At 65.3% G+C, this 14,996-nt stretch carries 10 protein-coding genes; 2 read left to right on the plus strand and 8 right to left on the minus strand.

The features are described from left to right. Positions 1–3: 3 nt before the first annotated feature. The 6 genes from selB to fdnG all read right to left on the minus strand — a co-directional run bounded on the left by selB (position 4) and on the right by fdnG (position 9,109). Positions 4–1,926: a selenocysteine-specific translation elongation factor gene (gene selB, locus PRtIB026_RS00455; RefSeq protein ID WP_203650037.1), complete on the minus strand. Its 1,923-nt coding sequence runs from the start codon at positions 1,924–1,926 to the stop codon at positions 4–6. Further along, positions 1,923–3,350: an L-seryl-tRNA(Sec) selenium transferase gene (selA, locus tag PRtIB026_RS00460; RefSeq protein ID WP_203650035.1), complete on the minus strand. Its 1,428-nt coding sequence runs from the start codon at positions 3,348–3,350 to the stop codon at positions 1,923–1,925. Before selA ends, selB begins: the two co-directional genes overlap by 4 nt. 162 nt (positions 3,351–3,512) lie before the next feature. Beyond that, complete coding sequence (fdhE, locus tag PRtIB026_RS00465; protein ID WP_203650033.1) at positions 3,513–4,433, minus strand: formate dehydrogenase accessory protein FdhE; 921 nt, start codon at positions 4,431–4,433, stop codon at positions 3,513–3,515. A 4-nt stretch (positions 4,434–4,437) separates the two neighbouring features. Beyond that, entirely contained in the window at positions 4,438–5,094 is a 657-nt protein-coding gene (locus tag PRtIB026_RS00470) for a formate dehydrogenase subunit gamma (protein WP_203650023.1), read from the minus strand. Beyond that, entirely contained in the window at positions 5,091–6,041 is a 951-nt protein-coding gene (gene fdxH, locus PRtIB026_RS00475) for a formate dehydrogenase subunit beta (RefSeq protein WP_203650021.1), read from the minus strand. The genes PRtIB026_RS00470 and fdxH overlap by 4 nt, the downstream gene beginning before the upstream one ends. Beyond that, positions 6,041–9,109, minus strand: a complete 3,069-nt coding sequence (gene fdnG, locus PRtIB026_RS00480; protein ID WP_203650019.1) for a formate dehydrogenase-N subunit alpha — start codon at positions 9,107–9,109, stop codon at positions 6,041–6,043. Before fdnG ends, fdxH begins: the two co-directional genes overlap by 1 nt. 254 nt (positions 9,110–9,363) lie before the next feature. Between fdnG and PRtIB026_RS00485 the strand changes: the two genes are divergently transcribed. Continuing rightward, entirely contained in the window at positions 9,364–9,861 is a 498-nt protein-coding gene (locus PRtIB026_RS00485; protein WP_203650017.1) for a GlcG/HbpS family heme-binding protein, read from the plus strand. Positions 9,862–9,976: 115 nt separating this feature from the next. Here PRtIB026_RS00485 and PRtIB026_RS00490 read toward each other — a convergent pair whose 3' ends face one another. Continuing rightward, a complete protein-coding gene (locus tag PRtIB026_RS00490; protein WP_203650014.1) occupies positions 9,977–10,525 on the minus strand; it encodes a single-stranded DNA-binding protein in 549 nt (182 codons plus the stop codon). 9 nt (positions 10,526–10,534) lie between these two features. After that, positions 10,535–11,929 carry an MFS transporter gene (locus PRtIB026_RS00495; protein WP_203650012.1) on the minus strand — a complete coding sequence of 465 codons (1,395 nt, stop codon included), beginning with the start codon at positions 11,927–11,929 and terminating at the stop codon, positions 10,535–10,537. Between the two features lie 129 nt (positions 11,930–12,058). Between PRtIB026_RS00495 and uvrA the strand changes: the two genes are divergently transcribed. Continuing rightward, the gene (gene uvrA, locus PRtIB026_RS00500) at positions 12,059–14,893 is read left to right on the plus strand and encodes an excinuclease ABC subunit UvrA (protein WP_203650009.1); all 2,835 of its coding nucleotides are present in this window, start codon (positions 12,059–12,061) and stop codon (positions 14,891–14,893) included. Positions 14,894–14,996 lie beyond the last annotated feature (103 nt).

The raw sequence follows: 14,996 nt of genomic DNA on the forward strand, positions 1-14,996 counted from the left end.
AAATCAGGGCCCGTGTTGCGACTGGGCCAGGGCGCTGTCGACGCGAATATGCCGTTGGTCACCGACCCGCCGGGTCAGGCCAACGCGGTCGAAGTACTCGAGTATCTGCACACTGCGCTTGCGACCGATGCCCAACATATCGCGAAACGCCGCAACCTGCACTATCGGCGATGCCTCGGCCTGCTGCAACAACAGCTCTGCCATGCGCCTTAGCGTCACCTCCGGGTAGAACAGGTCACGCACCACCTGGTGCAACAGGCCCAGGCGGGCGAGCTTGCGCAGCAGCAGGCGCACCTCGGCCTCCTCGCAGCGCTCCTCGGCAGCCAGCGTACGCACCCAGGGCGGATCGAACTCACCCGCCAGCAAGCGCGGCAGCAAGCGCTCCCACAGTGCAGTATCGGCTTCGCTCAACTGAACCTTGTGCCCAGGCAGATGCAGCCACGGACCACTGCTGCTGATCCCCCCTTCGCCCAGCAGCTCATCCAGCAGGCTGACAAACGCCGGACGCTCCAGCGGCATCGCGGTAAAGCGGCGCAGGCGGTCGCGGTCCGGGCCAAGCTGGTCGGGCTCCTGTTCATGGAACTGCGCCAGCCGCGCCAGCACCTGCTGCTTGAGTGAATGCCACTGCTGGCGTGAGAACAGCAACTGGCCCTGGCGGGTAGCGATAACCTGCACATCCTCCGGCAACTGCCAGGTCTCGCGCAGACGGTTGAACTGGCGCTCGAGGCGCTGCGGATCGAGCCCGCCGGGTGCAGTTTCGAGCAACGCCGGCAGGGCCTGCTCCAGTTCAGTGACATCACGCAGTACCTGCAGCTGGCGCAGGCGTACCTCGCTGCGTCGCTGTCGGCTCGGCGCAAAGGGATCGAGCACGCGGCCACCGCCGAGGGTGCGCTGGGCGCGCTGGTCGCGCAGCACCAGCCGATCGCCATGCACCGCCTGCAACGGCGCGTTGAGCAGCAACTGGGCGAACATGCGCTGGCCGGCGCCGAGCCGTTCACCCTCCAACAACGCAACACGGGCCGTGACATCCTGGGTCCCCAGGTGCACATGCACCGCGCTGAAATGCTCGAACGTCCGGGTCTCGCCCGGCAGCAAGGTGAAATCGATATCGACCCGCACGCTCGGTGCATGCAGCCACTGCGGCACCAGCCAGTCGCCCCGGTGCACCTGATCTGCCGCCAGCCGTTCAGCGCTGATGTTCAACGCGACCCGCTGCCCGGCCTCGGCCACCAGCGCCGCCTGGTTCTGCGCATGCAGGCCACGCACCCGCACCGGCTTGCCGGCCTTGCCCAGCAACAGCGTGTCACCGGCGCTGACCTGCCCGGCCAGGGCCGTCCCGGTGACCACCACGCCCGCCCCGGACACCGCGAAGGCGCGGTCCACGGCCAGGCGGAATCCGCCCCGCACACTGCGTCGACGCACCTGGGCCTCGGCGGCCAGCAACGCTTCGCGCAAAGCGTCGATCCCCTCGCCACTCAGGCTCGACACCGGGAACTGCGCTACCCCGGCATATGGCCCGGGCGCCAGCAACGCCGTGACCTGCGCCTGGACTTCGGCCAGCCGCTGCGGCTCGACCCGATCGCACTTGCTGATGACCACCAGCGCCTGGGGAATGCCCAGCAACTCGATGATCGACAGATGCTCGCGGGTCTGTGGCATCACCCCGTCGTCGGCGGCGACCACCAGCAGCACCAGATCGATGCCATGGGCGCCGGCGAGCATGTTGTGGATAAAACGCTCATGGCCGGGCACATCGATGAAACCCGTCAGCGGAGCACCTTCAGCCAGCGCGGCATAGCGGTAACCGAGGTCGATGGTCATGCCCCGGGCGCGCTCCTCCTGGCGCGTGTCGCCGGCCTGGCCGGTCAGGGCCTGGAGCAGCGCGGTCTTGCCGTGGTCGATGTGGCCGGCGGTACCGACGATCACTGCACCGGCCCCAGTTGCAACCTCGGCAGCTGCGCCAGCCACTGGGCCTCGTCGTCCAGCTGGCGCAGGTCGAGCCACAGGGCATCGTCGTCGATGCGGCCCAGTACCGGAACCGGCAGGTCGCGCAGCGCCCGCTCCAGTACATGCAGGCTGCGCCCACGCAGTTTCTTCGACACCTGCGGACGCAGGCACAAGGCCGCGCTGGGCAGGCGCGCCACAGGTTGGCTGCCGCTGCCGATCATGCCCAGGGCTGGTTCGACGCTGACTGCCCATTGCACCCCCAGCCGCGCGGCCAGTTCAGGCGCCAGGCGCTCGGCCTGGGCGGCAATTTCGGGCTGGGGCCGGGTGAGCAGGCGCAGGCTCGGCAGGCGCTCGGCCAGGCGGTCCGGATTGCGGTACAGCGCCAGCACCGCTTCGAGCGCCGCGAGGGTGATCTTGTCCACCCGCAGGGCACGCTTGAGCGGGTTCTTCTTGATCTTCGCGATCAGCTCCTTGCGCCCGACGATGATCCCCGCCTGCGGCCCGCCGAGCAGCTTGTCGCCACTGAAAGTGACGATGTCGGCCCCATCGGCCAGCGCCTGGCGCACGGTCGGCTCGGCCGGCAGGCCCCAGCGGGTCAGGTCGAGCAGGCTGCCGCTGCCCAGGTCTTCGAGCAGCGGCAGCTCATGTGCATGGGCAATGCGCGCCAGTTCCGCGGTGGGCACCTGGGTAGTGAAACCCTGGATGCTGTAGTTGCTGCAGTGCACACGCATCAGCAGGCCGGTGCGCGGGTTGATCGCGCCTTCGTAGTCGCGGGCGTGGGTGCGGTTGGTGGTGCCGATCTCGTGCAGCTTCACGCCGGCGCGGGCCATGATGTCGGGTATGCGGAAGGCGCCGCCGATCTCGATCAGCTCGCCACGGGAGATGATGCCTTCCTTGCGTGCGCCCAGGCTGTTGAGCGCCAGCAGCACGGCGGCGGCGTTGTTGTTGACCACGGTGACGGCCTCGGCGCCGGTCAGTTCGCGGATCAGGCCTTCGATCAGGTCGTCGCGGTCGCCGCGCTTGCCGGTGTTGAGGTCGAACTCCAGGTTCAGCGGGTAGCGGGCGGCGGTCTGCATGGCGTCGACCGCTTCCTCGGGCAGCAAGGCCCGGCCGAGGTTGGTGTGCAGCACCGTGCCGGTGAGGTTGAACACCCGACGTACCTGGCTGCGTTGCTGGATGGCCAGGCGTTCGCCGGCTCGGCCCAGGAGAACTTCGGCGGTCAGTTCGGTGGCACTCAGTTGGCCGAGGCGAGCTGGCTCGCGCAGGTCGTCGAGCAATTGGCGCAAAGTTGCCAACACCGCATCGCGGCCATGGCGATCGATCAGGGGCGCGCAGACCAGGTGGCGCAGCAGGGTATCGATGGAGGGCAAGCGTGGGGTGTCGTTGGCGAGGCTAGAAGACATGCGGTACTACCTATGACTGATCCGTTGTCTGTTCCGGCCCTTTCGCGGGGCAAGCCCGCTCCTACAGGAAGCGCGTTGGCGTCGGAGCCAGCGCTGTACCTGTAGGAGCGGGCTTGTCCCGCGAAGAAGGCAACTCGGTGTAGCAGTGTAGACAATTACCCCCTAGCCCGGTGCCAACAGCAGATTCGGCGCCAGCCGATGGAAGCCCTCCTCATCCAGGCGCATGTCCAGCGCCAGGCTCGCCAGGTCGTCGGCCAACGGCTCGGCCGCAGCGTCGTTCTCCAGGTAGCACTGCTTGAGGTAGTTCTGGCACCCCGGGCAGCACTCGGCACGCAGCGGCGCCTTGCCTGGCGCGTGGCGGTCATCCTCGAGGTTGCTGTAGCGCAGGTCCTTGCTCGACTCGCAGTACACGCACTTGACCCGCACAATATGCCATTCGCAGGCACACAGCGAGCAGGCCAGGTAGCGCAGGCCATTGTGCTTGCCGCGATTGCGCACCACCCCGGCCATCGCCGGCGAGCCGCAGGCCGGGCACTGGGCCAGGCTGCCGGCGGGTTTGAGCTCAGGCACAGGCAAGGCCAGCAGCCAGCTGGACCACGCCGCCTGCAACGCGGCGCCGATAAAGGGCACCAGCGCGGCCGGCACTGCGTCGTACTGGCCGCCGAGCAGGGCAATGCCCCAGCCTTTGCGTTGCGTCTCATCGCTGCCACGCAACGTCCCCAGCGCGTCCGCCAGCGGCCCATCAGGCTCCGCGGCGAAATGCTCGAGCAACGCCTGCAACCAGACCAGCCACGGCCCTTCACGCACCAGGCTGTCGGCCGTCAGCGGCGGCAGGCCATGACTTATGCACAGGCGCTGGCGCTCTTCGGCCACTGGCACCCCAGCAGGTGGGTTATCCACAAGCTGCTGCTGAATCCGGCATAGCCGGGCCATCAACCGCAGGTAGTCGCTTAGGGCGTTGCCCTCGGCCAGCTGCTCAAGCCGGTTGGCGCGCACCTCGAAGAGGTTGGCGGCGGGCAGGTGCAGGAACGGCGGCATCACTGCCGACGCTTCGATCTGCCCGGGTTCGAGAATCGTGCTCAAACGGTCATCCTTCTTTTCCACCGTGGTTGTGTGGCGTCTTGTCGCCGGTCACGTCCCGGTACCACAGTTCATGGTGCTTGCGTGCCCAGGCGCGGCTGACCCAGCCATGCAGCATGGCGCCGATCGAGCCCTTGATCCAGATCCCGGCATAGATATGCACGATGATGCTGAGGATCAGCACGAACGCCGCCAGGGCATGCAGCAGCGCGGACAGGCGAATGACGTCGATGCCGAACCAATGGCTGAAGTACGCGCGCCAGATCACCACGCCGCTGACCAGCAGCACCAGCATGCAGGCCAGCAAGGTCCAGAACAGCAGCTTCTGCCCGGCGTTGTACTTGCCGATCGGCGGCACGCCCTCTTCCTTGTTGAGCATCACCCGGTCGATGCGGCGCAGCCACAGGCGGTCGTTGGCGGTGATGAAGTTGGCGCGCCAGAAGCGCAGCACCAGCCCGAGGAAGAACACGAACATGGCCACGCCGATGAACGGATGGAGGATCCGCGTCCACGGCCCGCCGCCGAACAGGTGGCTGAGCCAGAACAGCGCCGGGTGGAACAGCGCCAGCCCCGAAAGGCCGGCCAGCACGAACAGGATCGCCACGACCCAGTGGTTGCTCCGTTCGTTGGCGTTGTAGCGCAGGATAGGCTTGTTGTCGTTCATGGCCGTTGCTCCCCCTGCCCGCCCGGGCGGTTCGGATCATAGACATGCACCGCCGGGTCCACCTGGTGGACCGTGTCATCCACAGGTGTCGGATGCTCGTCCTCCTCGACTCGCTGCGGCCCCACGCGCACATAGTGGAAGAACCCGGCCAGTACCGCCGCGCCCATGGCCAGCAGCGCCAGCGGCTTGCTGAAGCCCTTCCACAGCCCCACCAGCGGGCTGATCACAGGCTGGTCCGGCAGGCCGGCGTAGATCCGCGGCGTGTCGGCGTGATGCAACACATACATCACATGGGTGCCACCGACCCCGTCCGGATCGTACAGCCCGGCGTTCTCGTACCCCCGCGACTTCAGGTCGACGATGCGCTCGTCGGCATGCACCTTCATCTCCTCCTTGCTGCCGAAGACAATCGCCCCGGTCGGGCAGGTCTTCACACAAGCCGGCTCCAGGCCGACACTCACGCGGTCAGAGCACAGGGTGCACTTGTACGCCTTGTGGTCCTTCTGCGAGATGCGCGGGATGTTGAACGGGCAGCCGGTGATGCAGTAGCCGCAACCGATACAGTGGTCCTGGTTGAAGTCGACGATGCCGTTGGCGTGCTTGATGATCGCCCCCGGGCTCGGGCAGGCCTTCAGGCAGCCAGGGTCCGCGCAGTGCATGCAGCCGTCCTTGCGGATCAGCCACTCCAGGTTGCCGTCGTCGCGCTCGTGCTCGGTAAAGCGCATCAGGGTCCAGGTCTCGGCGCTGAGGTCCTGGGGATTGTCATAGGTGCCGTGGTTGTGGCCGACCTCGTCACGCAGTTCGTTCCACTCCGAGCACGCCACCTGGCAGGCCTTGCAGCCGATGCACTTGGTGGTGTCGATCAGCTTGGCGACTTCCTGCTGCTGGCGTACCGAGGGCGGTACGGTGGTGGTGGCCGAGCGGGCGATGATATCTTGGCTGGCCATCAGAGTTTCTCCACTTTGACGAGGAACGACTTGGACTCCGGCGTCTGCGTGTTGCCGTCACCGAGGAACGGCACCAGGGTGTTGGTCAGGTAACCGTGCCGCGTGCTGCCAGTGAAGCCCCAGTGCAACGGGATGCCGATCTGGTGCACGGTCTGGTTGTTGACCTGCAGCGGGCGAATCCGCTTGGTCACCACCGCCACTGCATCGATATGCCCGCGCTTGCTCGACACCCGCACCCGGTCGCCGGCCTTGATGCCCTTCTCGTTCGCCAGCACCTCGCCGATCTCGACGAACTGTTCGGGCTGGGCAATGGCGTTGAGCCGGCAATGCTTGCTCCAGAAGTGGAAGTGCTCGGTCAGTCGGTAGGTGGTCGCCGCATGGGGGAACTCGTCATGCGTGCCGAGGGTGTCCCACACCGAATCGAAGATGCGCCCGGCCGGGTTGCTGGTGGCCTTCTTGTTCTGCGGATGCAGCGGGTTGATGCCGATCGGCGTCTCGAACGGCTCGTAGTGCTCGGGGAACGGCCCCTCGGCCATCTTGTCGATGGCGAAGAACCGCGCCACGCCCTCGGGGTTCATGATGAACGGGTTCATCCCCGCTTCCGGTGGCGAGTCGACCTTGAAGTCCGGCACGTCGGTGCCGGTCCAGGCCTTGCCGTTCCACCACACCAGGCGCTTCTTCTCCGGGTCCCACGGCTTGCCTTGCGGGTCGCTGGAGGCACGGTTGTAGAGGATGCGCCGGTTGGCCGGCCAGGCCCAGGCCCAGTTCTGCACCTGGTGCATGCCGTACGGGTCGCTGTTGTCGCGCCGGGCCATCTGGTTGCCCTGCTCGGTCCAGCTGCCGGCGAAGATCCAGCAGCCGGACGCGGTGCTGCCGTCGTCCTTCATCTGGGCGAAGCCGGCCAGCTGCTGGCCGGCCTTGAGCGTGGCACCGGTGGCGTCGGTGAGGTCGCTGACCGCCCAGCCGTTCATCTCCTTGGCCAACTCCTCGGGCGAAGGCTCTTCAGGCACCTTGTACGGCCAACTGATGTTGAGCATCGGGTCGGGGTAGGCGCCGCCTTCGGCCTGATAGCGCTTGCGCAGGCGCAGGAACAGCTCGCTCATGATGCGCACGTCGGTACGGGTCTCGCCCGGACCGTCGGCGCCTTTCCAGTGCCACTGCAGCCAGCGGCTGCTGTTGACCAGCGAGCCGTCCTCCTCGGCGAAGCAGGTGGTGGGCAGGCGGATCACCTCGGTCTGGATGTTGGCGGTGTCGACGTCGTTGAACGGGCCGGCGTTGCGCCAGAACTCCGAGGTCTCGGTGGCCAGCGGGTCCATGATGACCAGCCACTTGAGCTTGGCCAGGGCCGCGGTGACGCGGTTCTTGTCCGGCAGCGCGGCGATCGGGTTAAAGCCCTGGCACATGTAGCCGTTGACCTTGCCCTGGCCCATCATCTCGAACATGCGCAGCACGTCGTAGGCCGGCACGTCGAGCTTGGGCAGCCAGTCGTAGCCCCAGTTGTTGGCCGCGGTGGCGTTGGCGCCGTACCAGGCCTTCATCAGGCTGACGTGGAACTTGCCGTAGTTCTGCCAGTACGACAGCTGCCCCGGGCGCAGCGGTTTGGAGGCGCGCTTGTCGATGTAGGCGGTGTAGTCCTGCTCGGCATCACCGGCCAGGGTCAGGTAACCCGGCAGCGAGTTCGACAGCAGCCCCAGGTCAGTCAGGCCCTGGATGTTGGAGTGACCGCGCAGGGCGTTGACCCCGCCACCCGGCATGCCGACGTTGCCCAGCAGCAACTGCACCATGGCCGCGCTGCGGATGATCTGCGCACCGATGGAGTGCTGGGTCCAGCCCAAGGCGTAGAGAATCGTCATGGTCTTGCCCGGCACCGAGCAGGTGGCGATCTCTTCCCAGATCTTCATCATCTGGTCCTGGGGCATGCCGCAGGTCATGCTCGCCAGCTCCGGCGTGTAGCGGCTGTAGTGCTGCTTCATCAGCTGGTAGACGCAACGCGGGTGCTGCAGGGTCGGATCGACCTTGGCGAAACCGTCCTCGCCCAGCTCGTAGCCCCAGCCGGACTTGTCGGCGTACACGCGCTTGGCCGCGTCATAGCCGCTGAACAACCCGTCTTCGAAGCCATAGTTCTCTTTGACGATGAACGACACGTCGGTGTAGTTGCGCACGTACTCGTGCTGGATCTTGTCGTTGCTCAGCAGGTAGTTGATCAGCCCGCCCATGAAGGCGATGTCGCTGCCGGTACGAATCGGTGCGTAGTAATCGGCCACCGAGGCGGTACGGGTAAACCGCGGGTCGACCACGATCAGCCGCGCCTTGTTGTGCGCCTTGGCTTCGGTCACCCACTTGAAGCCGCACGGGTGCGCTTCAGCGGCGTTGCCGCCCATCACCAGGACCAGGTTTGCGTTGGCGATATCAGACCAGTGATTGGTCATCGCGCCACGGCCATACGTCGGGGCAAGACTTGCCACCGTCGGGCCGTGTCAGACACGCGCCTGGTTATCGAACCCCAGCATGCCCAGAGAACGGATCACCTTGTGCGTCATGTAACCCGCTTCGCTGGAAGCGGCGGACGCGGCGAGAAAGCCCGTGGTGAGCCAGCGGTTGACCGTCTGGCCCTGGGCATTCTTCTCGATGAAGTTGGCGTCGCGGTCCTGTTTCATCAGGTCGGCGACACGATCGAGGGCTTCGTCCCAGTCGATGCGGGTCCACTCGCTGCTGCCCGGCTTGCGCACCTCGGGGTACTTGAGGCGGCTGGGGCTGTGGATAAAGTCCAGCAGGCCAGCGCCTTTCGGGCACAGGGTGCCGCGGTTGACCGGATGGTCCGCGTCGCCCTCGATGTGGATGATGTTCTGTTTGACGTTCTTGCCCGCGTCACCCTGGCTGTACATGATCAGGCCGCAGCCGACCGAGCAGTAAGGACAGGTGTTACGGGTTTCTTTGGTATGCGCCAGCTTGAAGTGGCGCACCTGCTCGGCGAACGCGGGTGTCGGGGCCATGCCCAACGCCGCGAGGCTCGAGCCTCCAAGGCCGACGGCGGCGACCTTGAAGAATTGCCGACGGTTGAGATCCATCGTGCACTCCTGATCAGGTTCTCGGGCGCACGGGACTTGGCCGGCGCCTCAGGGACTTCACGGTGGCGGTGGACAGAGACCGCCAACTGTTAAGCCTAGTCAAGAATCTGCAAAGCGCGATGATCTGGATCAGGCGCGAGGCAAATCGCCTCCTCCCCCATACAAATCCTACATTGCTACCGGAAATGGACTACGCCACGACACATTCTGTGCCTGTTAGGTTGATGGATCACACATGGAGGAGGACCGCAGGCATGAACATCAAGCACCTCTTGACCACACTTTTGATCGGCATCCCAGTACTCGCTCAACCCAGCATGGCGGCAACAGCAGGCGATGATCACGCCCCTCCCGCCGCGTTGCAGATCACCGCCGAGCGAGCACGGGCCATGGCCGATGCCGCCGAGCGTGCCGCACGCGCCCAAGGCTTTGCCATCGTCATCAGCATTGTCGACAACCATGGCAACCTGAAGTACTTCCAGCGCATGGATGGCACCAGCAGCGGCAGCATCCAGGTTGCGCAGCTCAAGGCCGAGACATCCGCCCGCTTCCCGCTGTCGTCCCGCTCGCTTGGCGAGCGCAGCGCCGCGTTGCCAGCGAATCCGTACGCCTCGCTGCCCGGATTCACCCTGCTGGAAGGCGGACTGCCGATCATGGATGTCAACGGCAGGCATATCGGTGGAATCGGTATCAGCGGAGCGACGCCGGAACTGGACGCCCAATTTGCAAGGACGGCACTCGAAGAGGGCTGATCCTGGCAGGCGCCTGCCTGGTTGCCCAGACAAAAAGAAACCCGCTTCAGGCATGAAGCGGGTTTCTTGTTACAACTTCGTTCCACAAGGGCGCCATGGGTGCCCCAGGAATGGATCAGAACGGAATATCGTCGTCGAAACTGTCGAAGTCAGCGGCTGGCTGCGGAGCCGGCTGTTGCGGCGCCGGGCGCTGTGGCGCCTGCTGCGGACGCGGGGCCTGCTGACGAGGAGCCTGGTTGTACTGTTGCTGCTGGCCCCCCTGGTTGTAGTTGTTACCACCACCCTGGTTGTATTGGTCGCCACCACCCTGCTGACCCTGCGGACGACCGCCGAGCAACTGCATGGTGCCGTTGATGTCGACGATGATCTCGGTGGTGTAGCGCTTGATACCGTCCTTTTCCCACTCGCGGGTCTGCAGCTTGCCTTCGATGTAGCACTGCGAACCCTTGCGCAGGTACTCGCCGGCAATCTCGGCAACCTTGCCGAACAGCGACACACGGTGCCACTCTGTACGCTCGACCTTCTGGCCCGACTGCTTGTCGGTCCACTGCTCGCTGGTGGCCAGGCTCAGGTTGGTCACGGCGTTACCGTTGGGCAGGTAGCGGACTTCGGGATCCTGACCGCAGGTACCGACCAGAATGACTTTGTTAACCCCACGGGCCATAACGTTCTCCTAGGCTTCGCACGCCGCAGAGGCTGGGTTCACCAGACGCTCGAGGGTCGCACGGTCCAAAATTTTCGTATCCAGTTTGATATAGATGGCGGCTTCTTCTGCCACCACCACGGCGTCGGTCACACCCGGCACGGCCATCAGGCGCTCGGTCAGCCCGGCTTCCCGGACCGCTTCAGGCGTCAGCGGCATGCGCAGGCTGGTCACGTACGGCGGCTCGTTCATGCGCAACGCAGTGAGCAACCACAGGACGCACAACACCGCGCATCCCAGGAACACCATGCTCAAGCCACCGTGCTGGAACAACCAGCCACCGAGGATGCCTCCCAGCGCGGCGCCGAGGAACTGGCTGGTGGAGTACACCCCCATCGCCGTCCCCTTGCCACCGGCAGGTGACACCTTGCTGACCAGCGAAGGCAAGGATGCCTCCAGCAGGTTGAATGCAGTAAAGAATACCACGGTGCCGATCACCAGTCCGCGCAAGTTGTCAGCCCACTGCCAGAAGAACACCTCCACCAGCAGCAGGACACTGACCGCGCCGAGCAACACGCGTTTCATCTTGCGCTTCTTTTCCCCGTAGATGATGAAGGGGATCATTGCAAAAAATGAAACCAGCAACGCGGTCAGGTACACCCACCAGTGCTCCTCCTTGGGCAGCCCGCCGCGCTCGACGAAGGCCAGGGGCAGCGCCACGAAGCTGGCCATCAGGATCGCGTGCAGCACGAAAATGCTGATATCCAGGCGCAGAAGGTCCGGATTGCGCAGGGTCGGACCTAGAGCCTGACGGGCGACACCGGACTCGCGATGGGTCAACACATTGTGCGAATTGGGCACGACGAAGGCGATCAGGCCGATGCCAACCAGGGCAAGTCCTGCGGTGGCAAGGAACAATCCTGACAAGCCAAAGGCGCGGGTCAACAGCGGGCCGACCACCATCGCCACGGCGAACGACAGGCCGATGCTCATGCCGATCATGGCCATGGCCTTGGTCCGGTGCTGCTCGCGGGTCAGGTCGGAGAGCAACGCCATCACCGCCGCGGAAATGGCCCCCGCGCCCTGCAGGATGCGCCCGGCGATCACACCCCAGATGGAATCGGCCTGGGCCGCCAGCACGCTGCCCAGGGCGAAGATGATCAACCCCACGTAGATCACCGGACGGCGGCCGATGCGGTCGGAAATCACCCCGAACGGAATCTGCAGCACGGCCTGGGTCAGGCCGTAGGCGCCGATGGCCAGGCCGATCAGCGCAGGCGTGGCACCGGCCAGGTCCATGCCGTAGGTGGCCAGCACCGGCAGTACCATGAACATGCCCAGCATACGAAAGGCGAAGACCAGGGCCAGGCCGCTGGCGGCGCGGGTTTCGCTGCCACTCATGCGCTCGTTGTGGGTGTCGTGCATGGATTAACCTCGTGTGAACCGGCGGCGATTCTATCAGTCCGACGCCTTGGCGGCATATACGCGACGCTTTGCCGCGTCATGGCAGCGCGCCGTATACTCCTTTGTTTATGCCCGCCGAGCGAGGCCGTAGTGGACAAGATCCTGATCCGTGGGGCACGTACCCACAACCTGAAGAACATTGACCTGACCCTGCCTCGGGACAAGCTGATCGTGATCACCGGCCTGTCCGGATCCGGCAAGTCCTCGCTGGCATTCGACACGCTGTATGCCGAAGGCCAACGCCGCTACGTCGAGTCGCTGTCGGCCTATGCCCGGCAGTTCCTGTCGATGATGGAAAAGCCCGACGTCGACACCATCGAAGGTCTGTCGCCAGCGATCTCCATCGAGCAGAAGTCGACCTCGCACAACCCGCGCTCGACCGTCGGTACCATCACCGAGATCTACGACTACCTGCGCTTGCTCTATGCCCGCGTCGGCACACCGCGCTGCCCGGACCACGATATCCCGCTGGAGGCGCAAACGATCAGCCAGATGGTCGACCTGGTGCTGGAAAAGCCCGAAGGCAGCAAGCTGATGCTGCTGGCTCCGGTGATCCGCGAGCGCAAGGGCGAGCACCTGGCGGTGTTCGACGAACTGCGCGCCCAGGGCTTCGTCCGCGCCCGGGTCAACGGCAAGCTCTACGAGCTCGACGAACTGCCCAAGCTGGATAAACAGAAGAAGCACAGCATCGATGTGGTGGTGGACCGCTTCAAGGTTCGCGCCGACCTGCAGCAGCGCCTGGCCGAGTCATTCGAGACCGCCCTCAAGCTGGCCGACGGCATTGCCCTGGTCGCACCGATGGACGATGAGGAAGGCGAGGAGGCGATCTTTTCCGCGCGCTTTGCCTGCCCGATCTGCGGCCATGCGATCAGCGAGCTGGAGCCCAAGCTGTTCTCCTTCAACAACCCGGCCGGTGCCTGCCCGACCTGCGACGGCCTGGGGGTGAAGCAGTTCTTCGACACCAAGCGCCTGGTCAACGCCGAGCTGACCCTGGCCGAAGGCGCGATACGTGGCTGGGACCGGCGCAACGTCTATTACTTCCAGATGCTCGGCTCACTCGCCGCGCACTACGGTTTCAGTCTCGAGGAACCGTTCGGCGAGCTGTCGGCCGAGCACCAGAAGGTCATCCTGCAGGGCAGCGGCAAGCAGAGCGTCGATTTCAAGTACCTCAACGACCGTGGCGACATCGTCAAGCGCTCGCATCCTTTCGAAGGCATCGTACCCAACCTCGAGCGCCGCTACCGCGAGACCGAATCGGCCACCGTGCGCGAGGAGCTGGCCAAGTTCCTCGGCACCCAGCCCTGCCCCGACTGCCGCGGCACCCGCCTGCGCCGCGAGGCCCGCCATGTATGGGTCGGCGAGAAGACCCTGCCGGCGGTGACCAACCTGCCGATCGGTGAAGCCAGCAACTATTTCAGCGACCTAACCCTGACCGGCCGCCGTGGCGAGATCGCGGCGAAGATCCTCAAGGAGATCTGCGAGCGCCTGCAGTTCCTGGTCAACGTCGGCCTCGATTACCTGACGCTGGACCGCAGCGCCGATACCCTGTCCGGCGGCGAGGCCCAGCGTATCCGCCTGGCCAGCCAGATCGGCGCCGGCCTGGTGGGAGTGATGTACATCCTCGATGAACCGTCCATCGGTCTTCATCAGCGGGACAACGACCGCCTGCTGGCCACCCTCAACCACCTGCGCGACCTGGGCAACACAGTGATCGTGGTCGAGCACGACGAGGACGCCATCCGTCTGGCCGACTACGTGGTGGATATCGGCCCGGGCGCTGGCGTGCATGGCGGCCAGATCGTCGCCGAGGGCTCGCCCGAGGAGGTCATGGCGCACCCCGACTCGCTGACCGGCAAATACCTGTCCGGGCGCAAGAAAATCGTCGTTCCGGCCAAGCGCACCCCGCGCAACAAGAAGCTGTCGCTCAAGCTCAAGGGCGCGCGCGGCAACAACCTGCAGAACGTTGACTTGGAGCTGCCGATCGGCCTGCTGACCTGCGTGACCGGCGTGTCCGGCTCGGGCAAGTCGACGCTGATCAACAACACCCTGTTCCCCCTCGCCGCCACCGCGCTCAACGGCGCGAGCAGCCTGGAGGCCGCGCCGCACGCCAGCGTCGATGGCCTGCAGCACCTGGACAAGGTCGTGGATATCGACCAGAGCCCGATCGGCCGCACGCCTCGGTCCAACCCGGCGACCTACACCGGCATCTTCACGCCGATCCGCGAGCTGTTCGCCGGCGTGCCGGAGTCGCGCTCCCGTGGCTACGGCCCGGGGCGCTTCTCGTTCAACGTCAAGGGCGGGCGCTGCGAGGCCTGCCAGGGTGACGGCCTGATCAAGGTGGAAATGCACTTCCTGCCGGACATCTACGTGCCCTGCGACGTGTGCAAGAGCAAGCGTTACAACCGCGAAACCCTGGAGATCAAGTACAAGGGCAAGAACATCCACGAGGTGCTGGAAATGACCATCGAGGATGCCCGCGAGTTCTTCGACGCGGTCCCGGCCCTGGCGCGCAAGCTGCAGACGCTGATGGATGTCGGCCTGTCGTACATCAAGTTGGGACAGTCGGCGACCACCCTGTCGGGTGGCGAGGCGCAGCGGGTCAAGCTGTCACGCGAGCTGTCCAAGCGCGACACCGGCAAGACCCTGTATATCCTCGACGAACCGACCACCGGCCTGCACTTCGCCGATATCCAGCAACTGCTGGACGTGCTGCACCGCCTGCGTGACCACGGCAATACCGTGGTGGTGATCGAGCACAACCTGGATGTGATCAAGACTGCCGACTGGCTGGTGGACCTGGGGCCTGAGGGTGGCTCCAAGGGTGGGCAGATCATTGCCTGCGGTACGCCGGAGGAACTGGCCGAGAAGAAGCAGTCGTATACCGGGCATTACCTGAAGCCGCTGCTGGAGCGGGATCGGGCTTGAGGCATTGGGGGCGCTTTGCGCGCCTTTCGCGGCACAAGGCCGCTCCTACATTTGAACGCGTCAATCAAAAGATTACGCGATCGCCTGTAGGAGCGGCCTCGTG

The organism is Pseudomonas sp. RtIB026, assembly GCF_016861355.2.
GTDB classification, from domain to species: domain Bacteria; phylum Pseudomonadota; class Gammaproteobacteria; order Pseudomonadales; family Pseudomonadaceae; genus Aquipseudomonas; species Aquipseudomonas peradeniyensis.

Coding starts and splice junctions, on each gene's coding strand:
- selA (WP_203650035.1), bottom strand. CDS start 3,350: ATGTCTTCTAGCCTCGCCAACGACACCCCACGCTTGCCCTCCATCGAT.
- PRtIB026_RS00470 (WP_203650023.1), bottom strand. CDS start 5,094: ATGAACGACAACAAGCCTATCCTGCGCTACAACGCCAACGAACGGAGC.
- fdxH (WP_203650021.1), bottom strand. CDS start 6,041: ATGGCCAGCCAAGATATCATCGCCCGCTCGGCCACCACCACCGTACCG.
- PRtIB026_RS00485 (WP_203650017.1), top strand. CDS start 9,364: ATGAACATCAAGCACCTCTTGACCACACTTTTGATCGGCATCCCAGTA.
- PRtIB026_RS00490 (WP_203650014.1), bottom strand. CDS start 10,525: ATGGCCCGTGGGGTTAACAAAGTCATTCTGGTCGGTACCTGCGGTCAG.
- PRtIB026_RS00495 (WP_203650012.1), bottom strand. CDS start 11,929: ATGCACGACACCCACAACGAGCGCATGAGTGGCAGCGAAACCCGCGCC.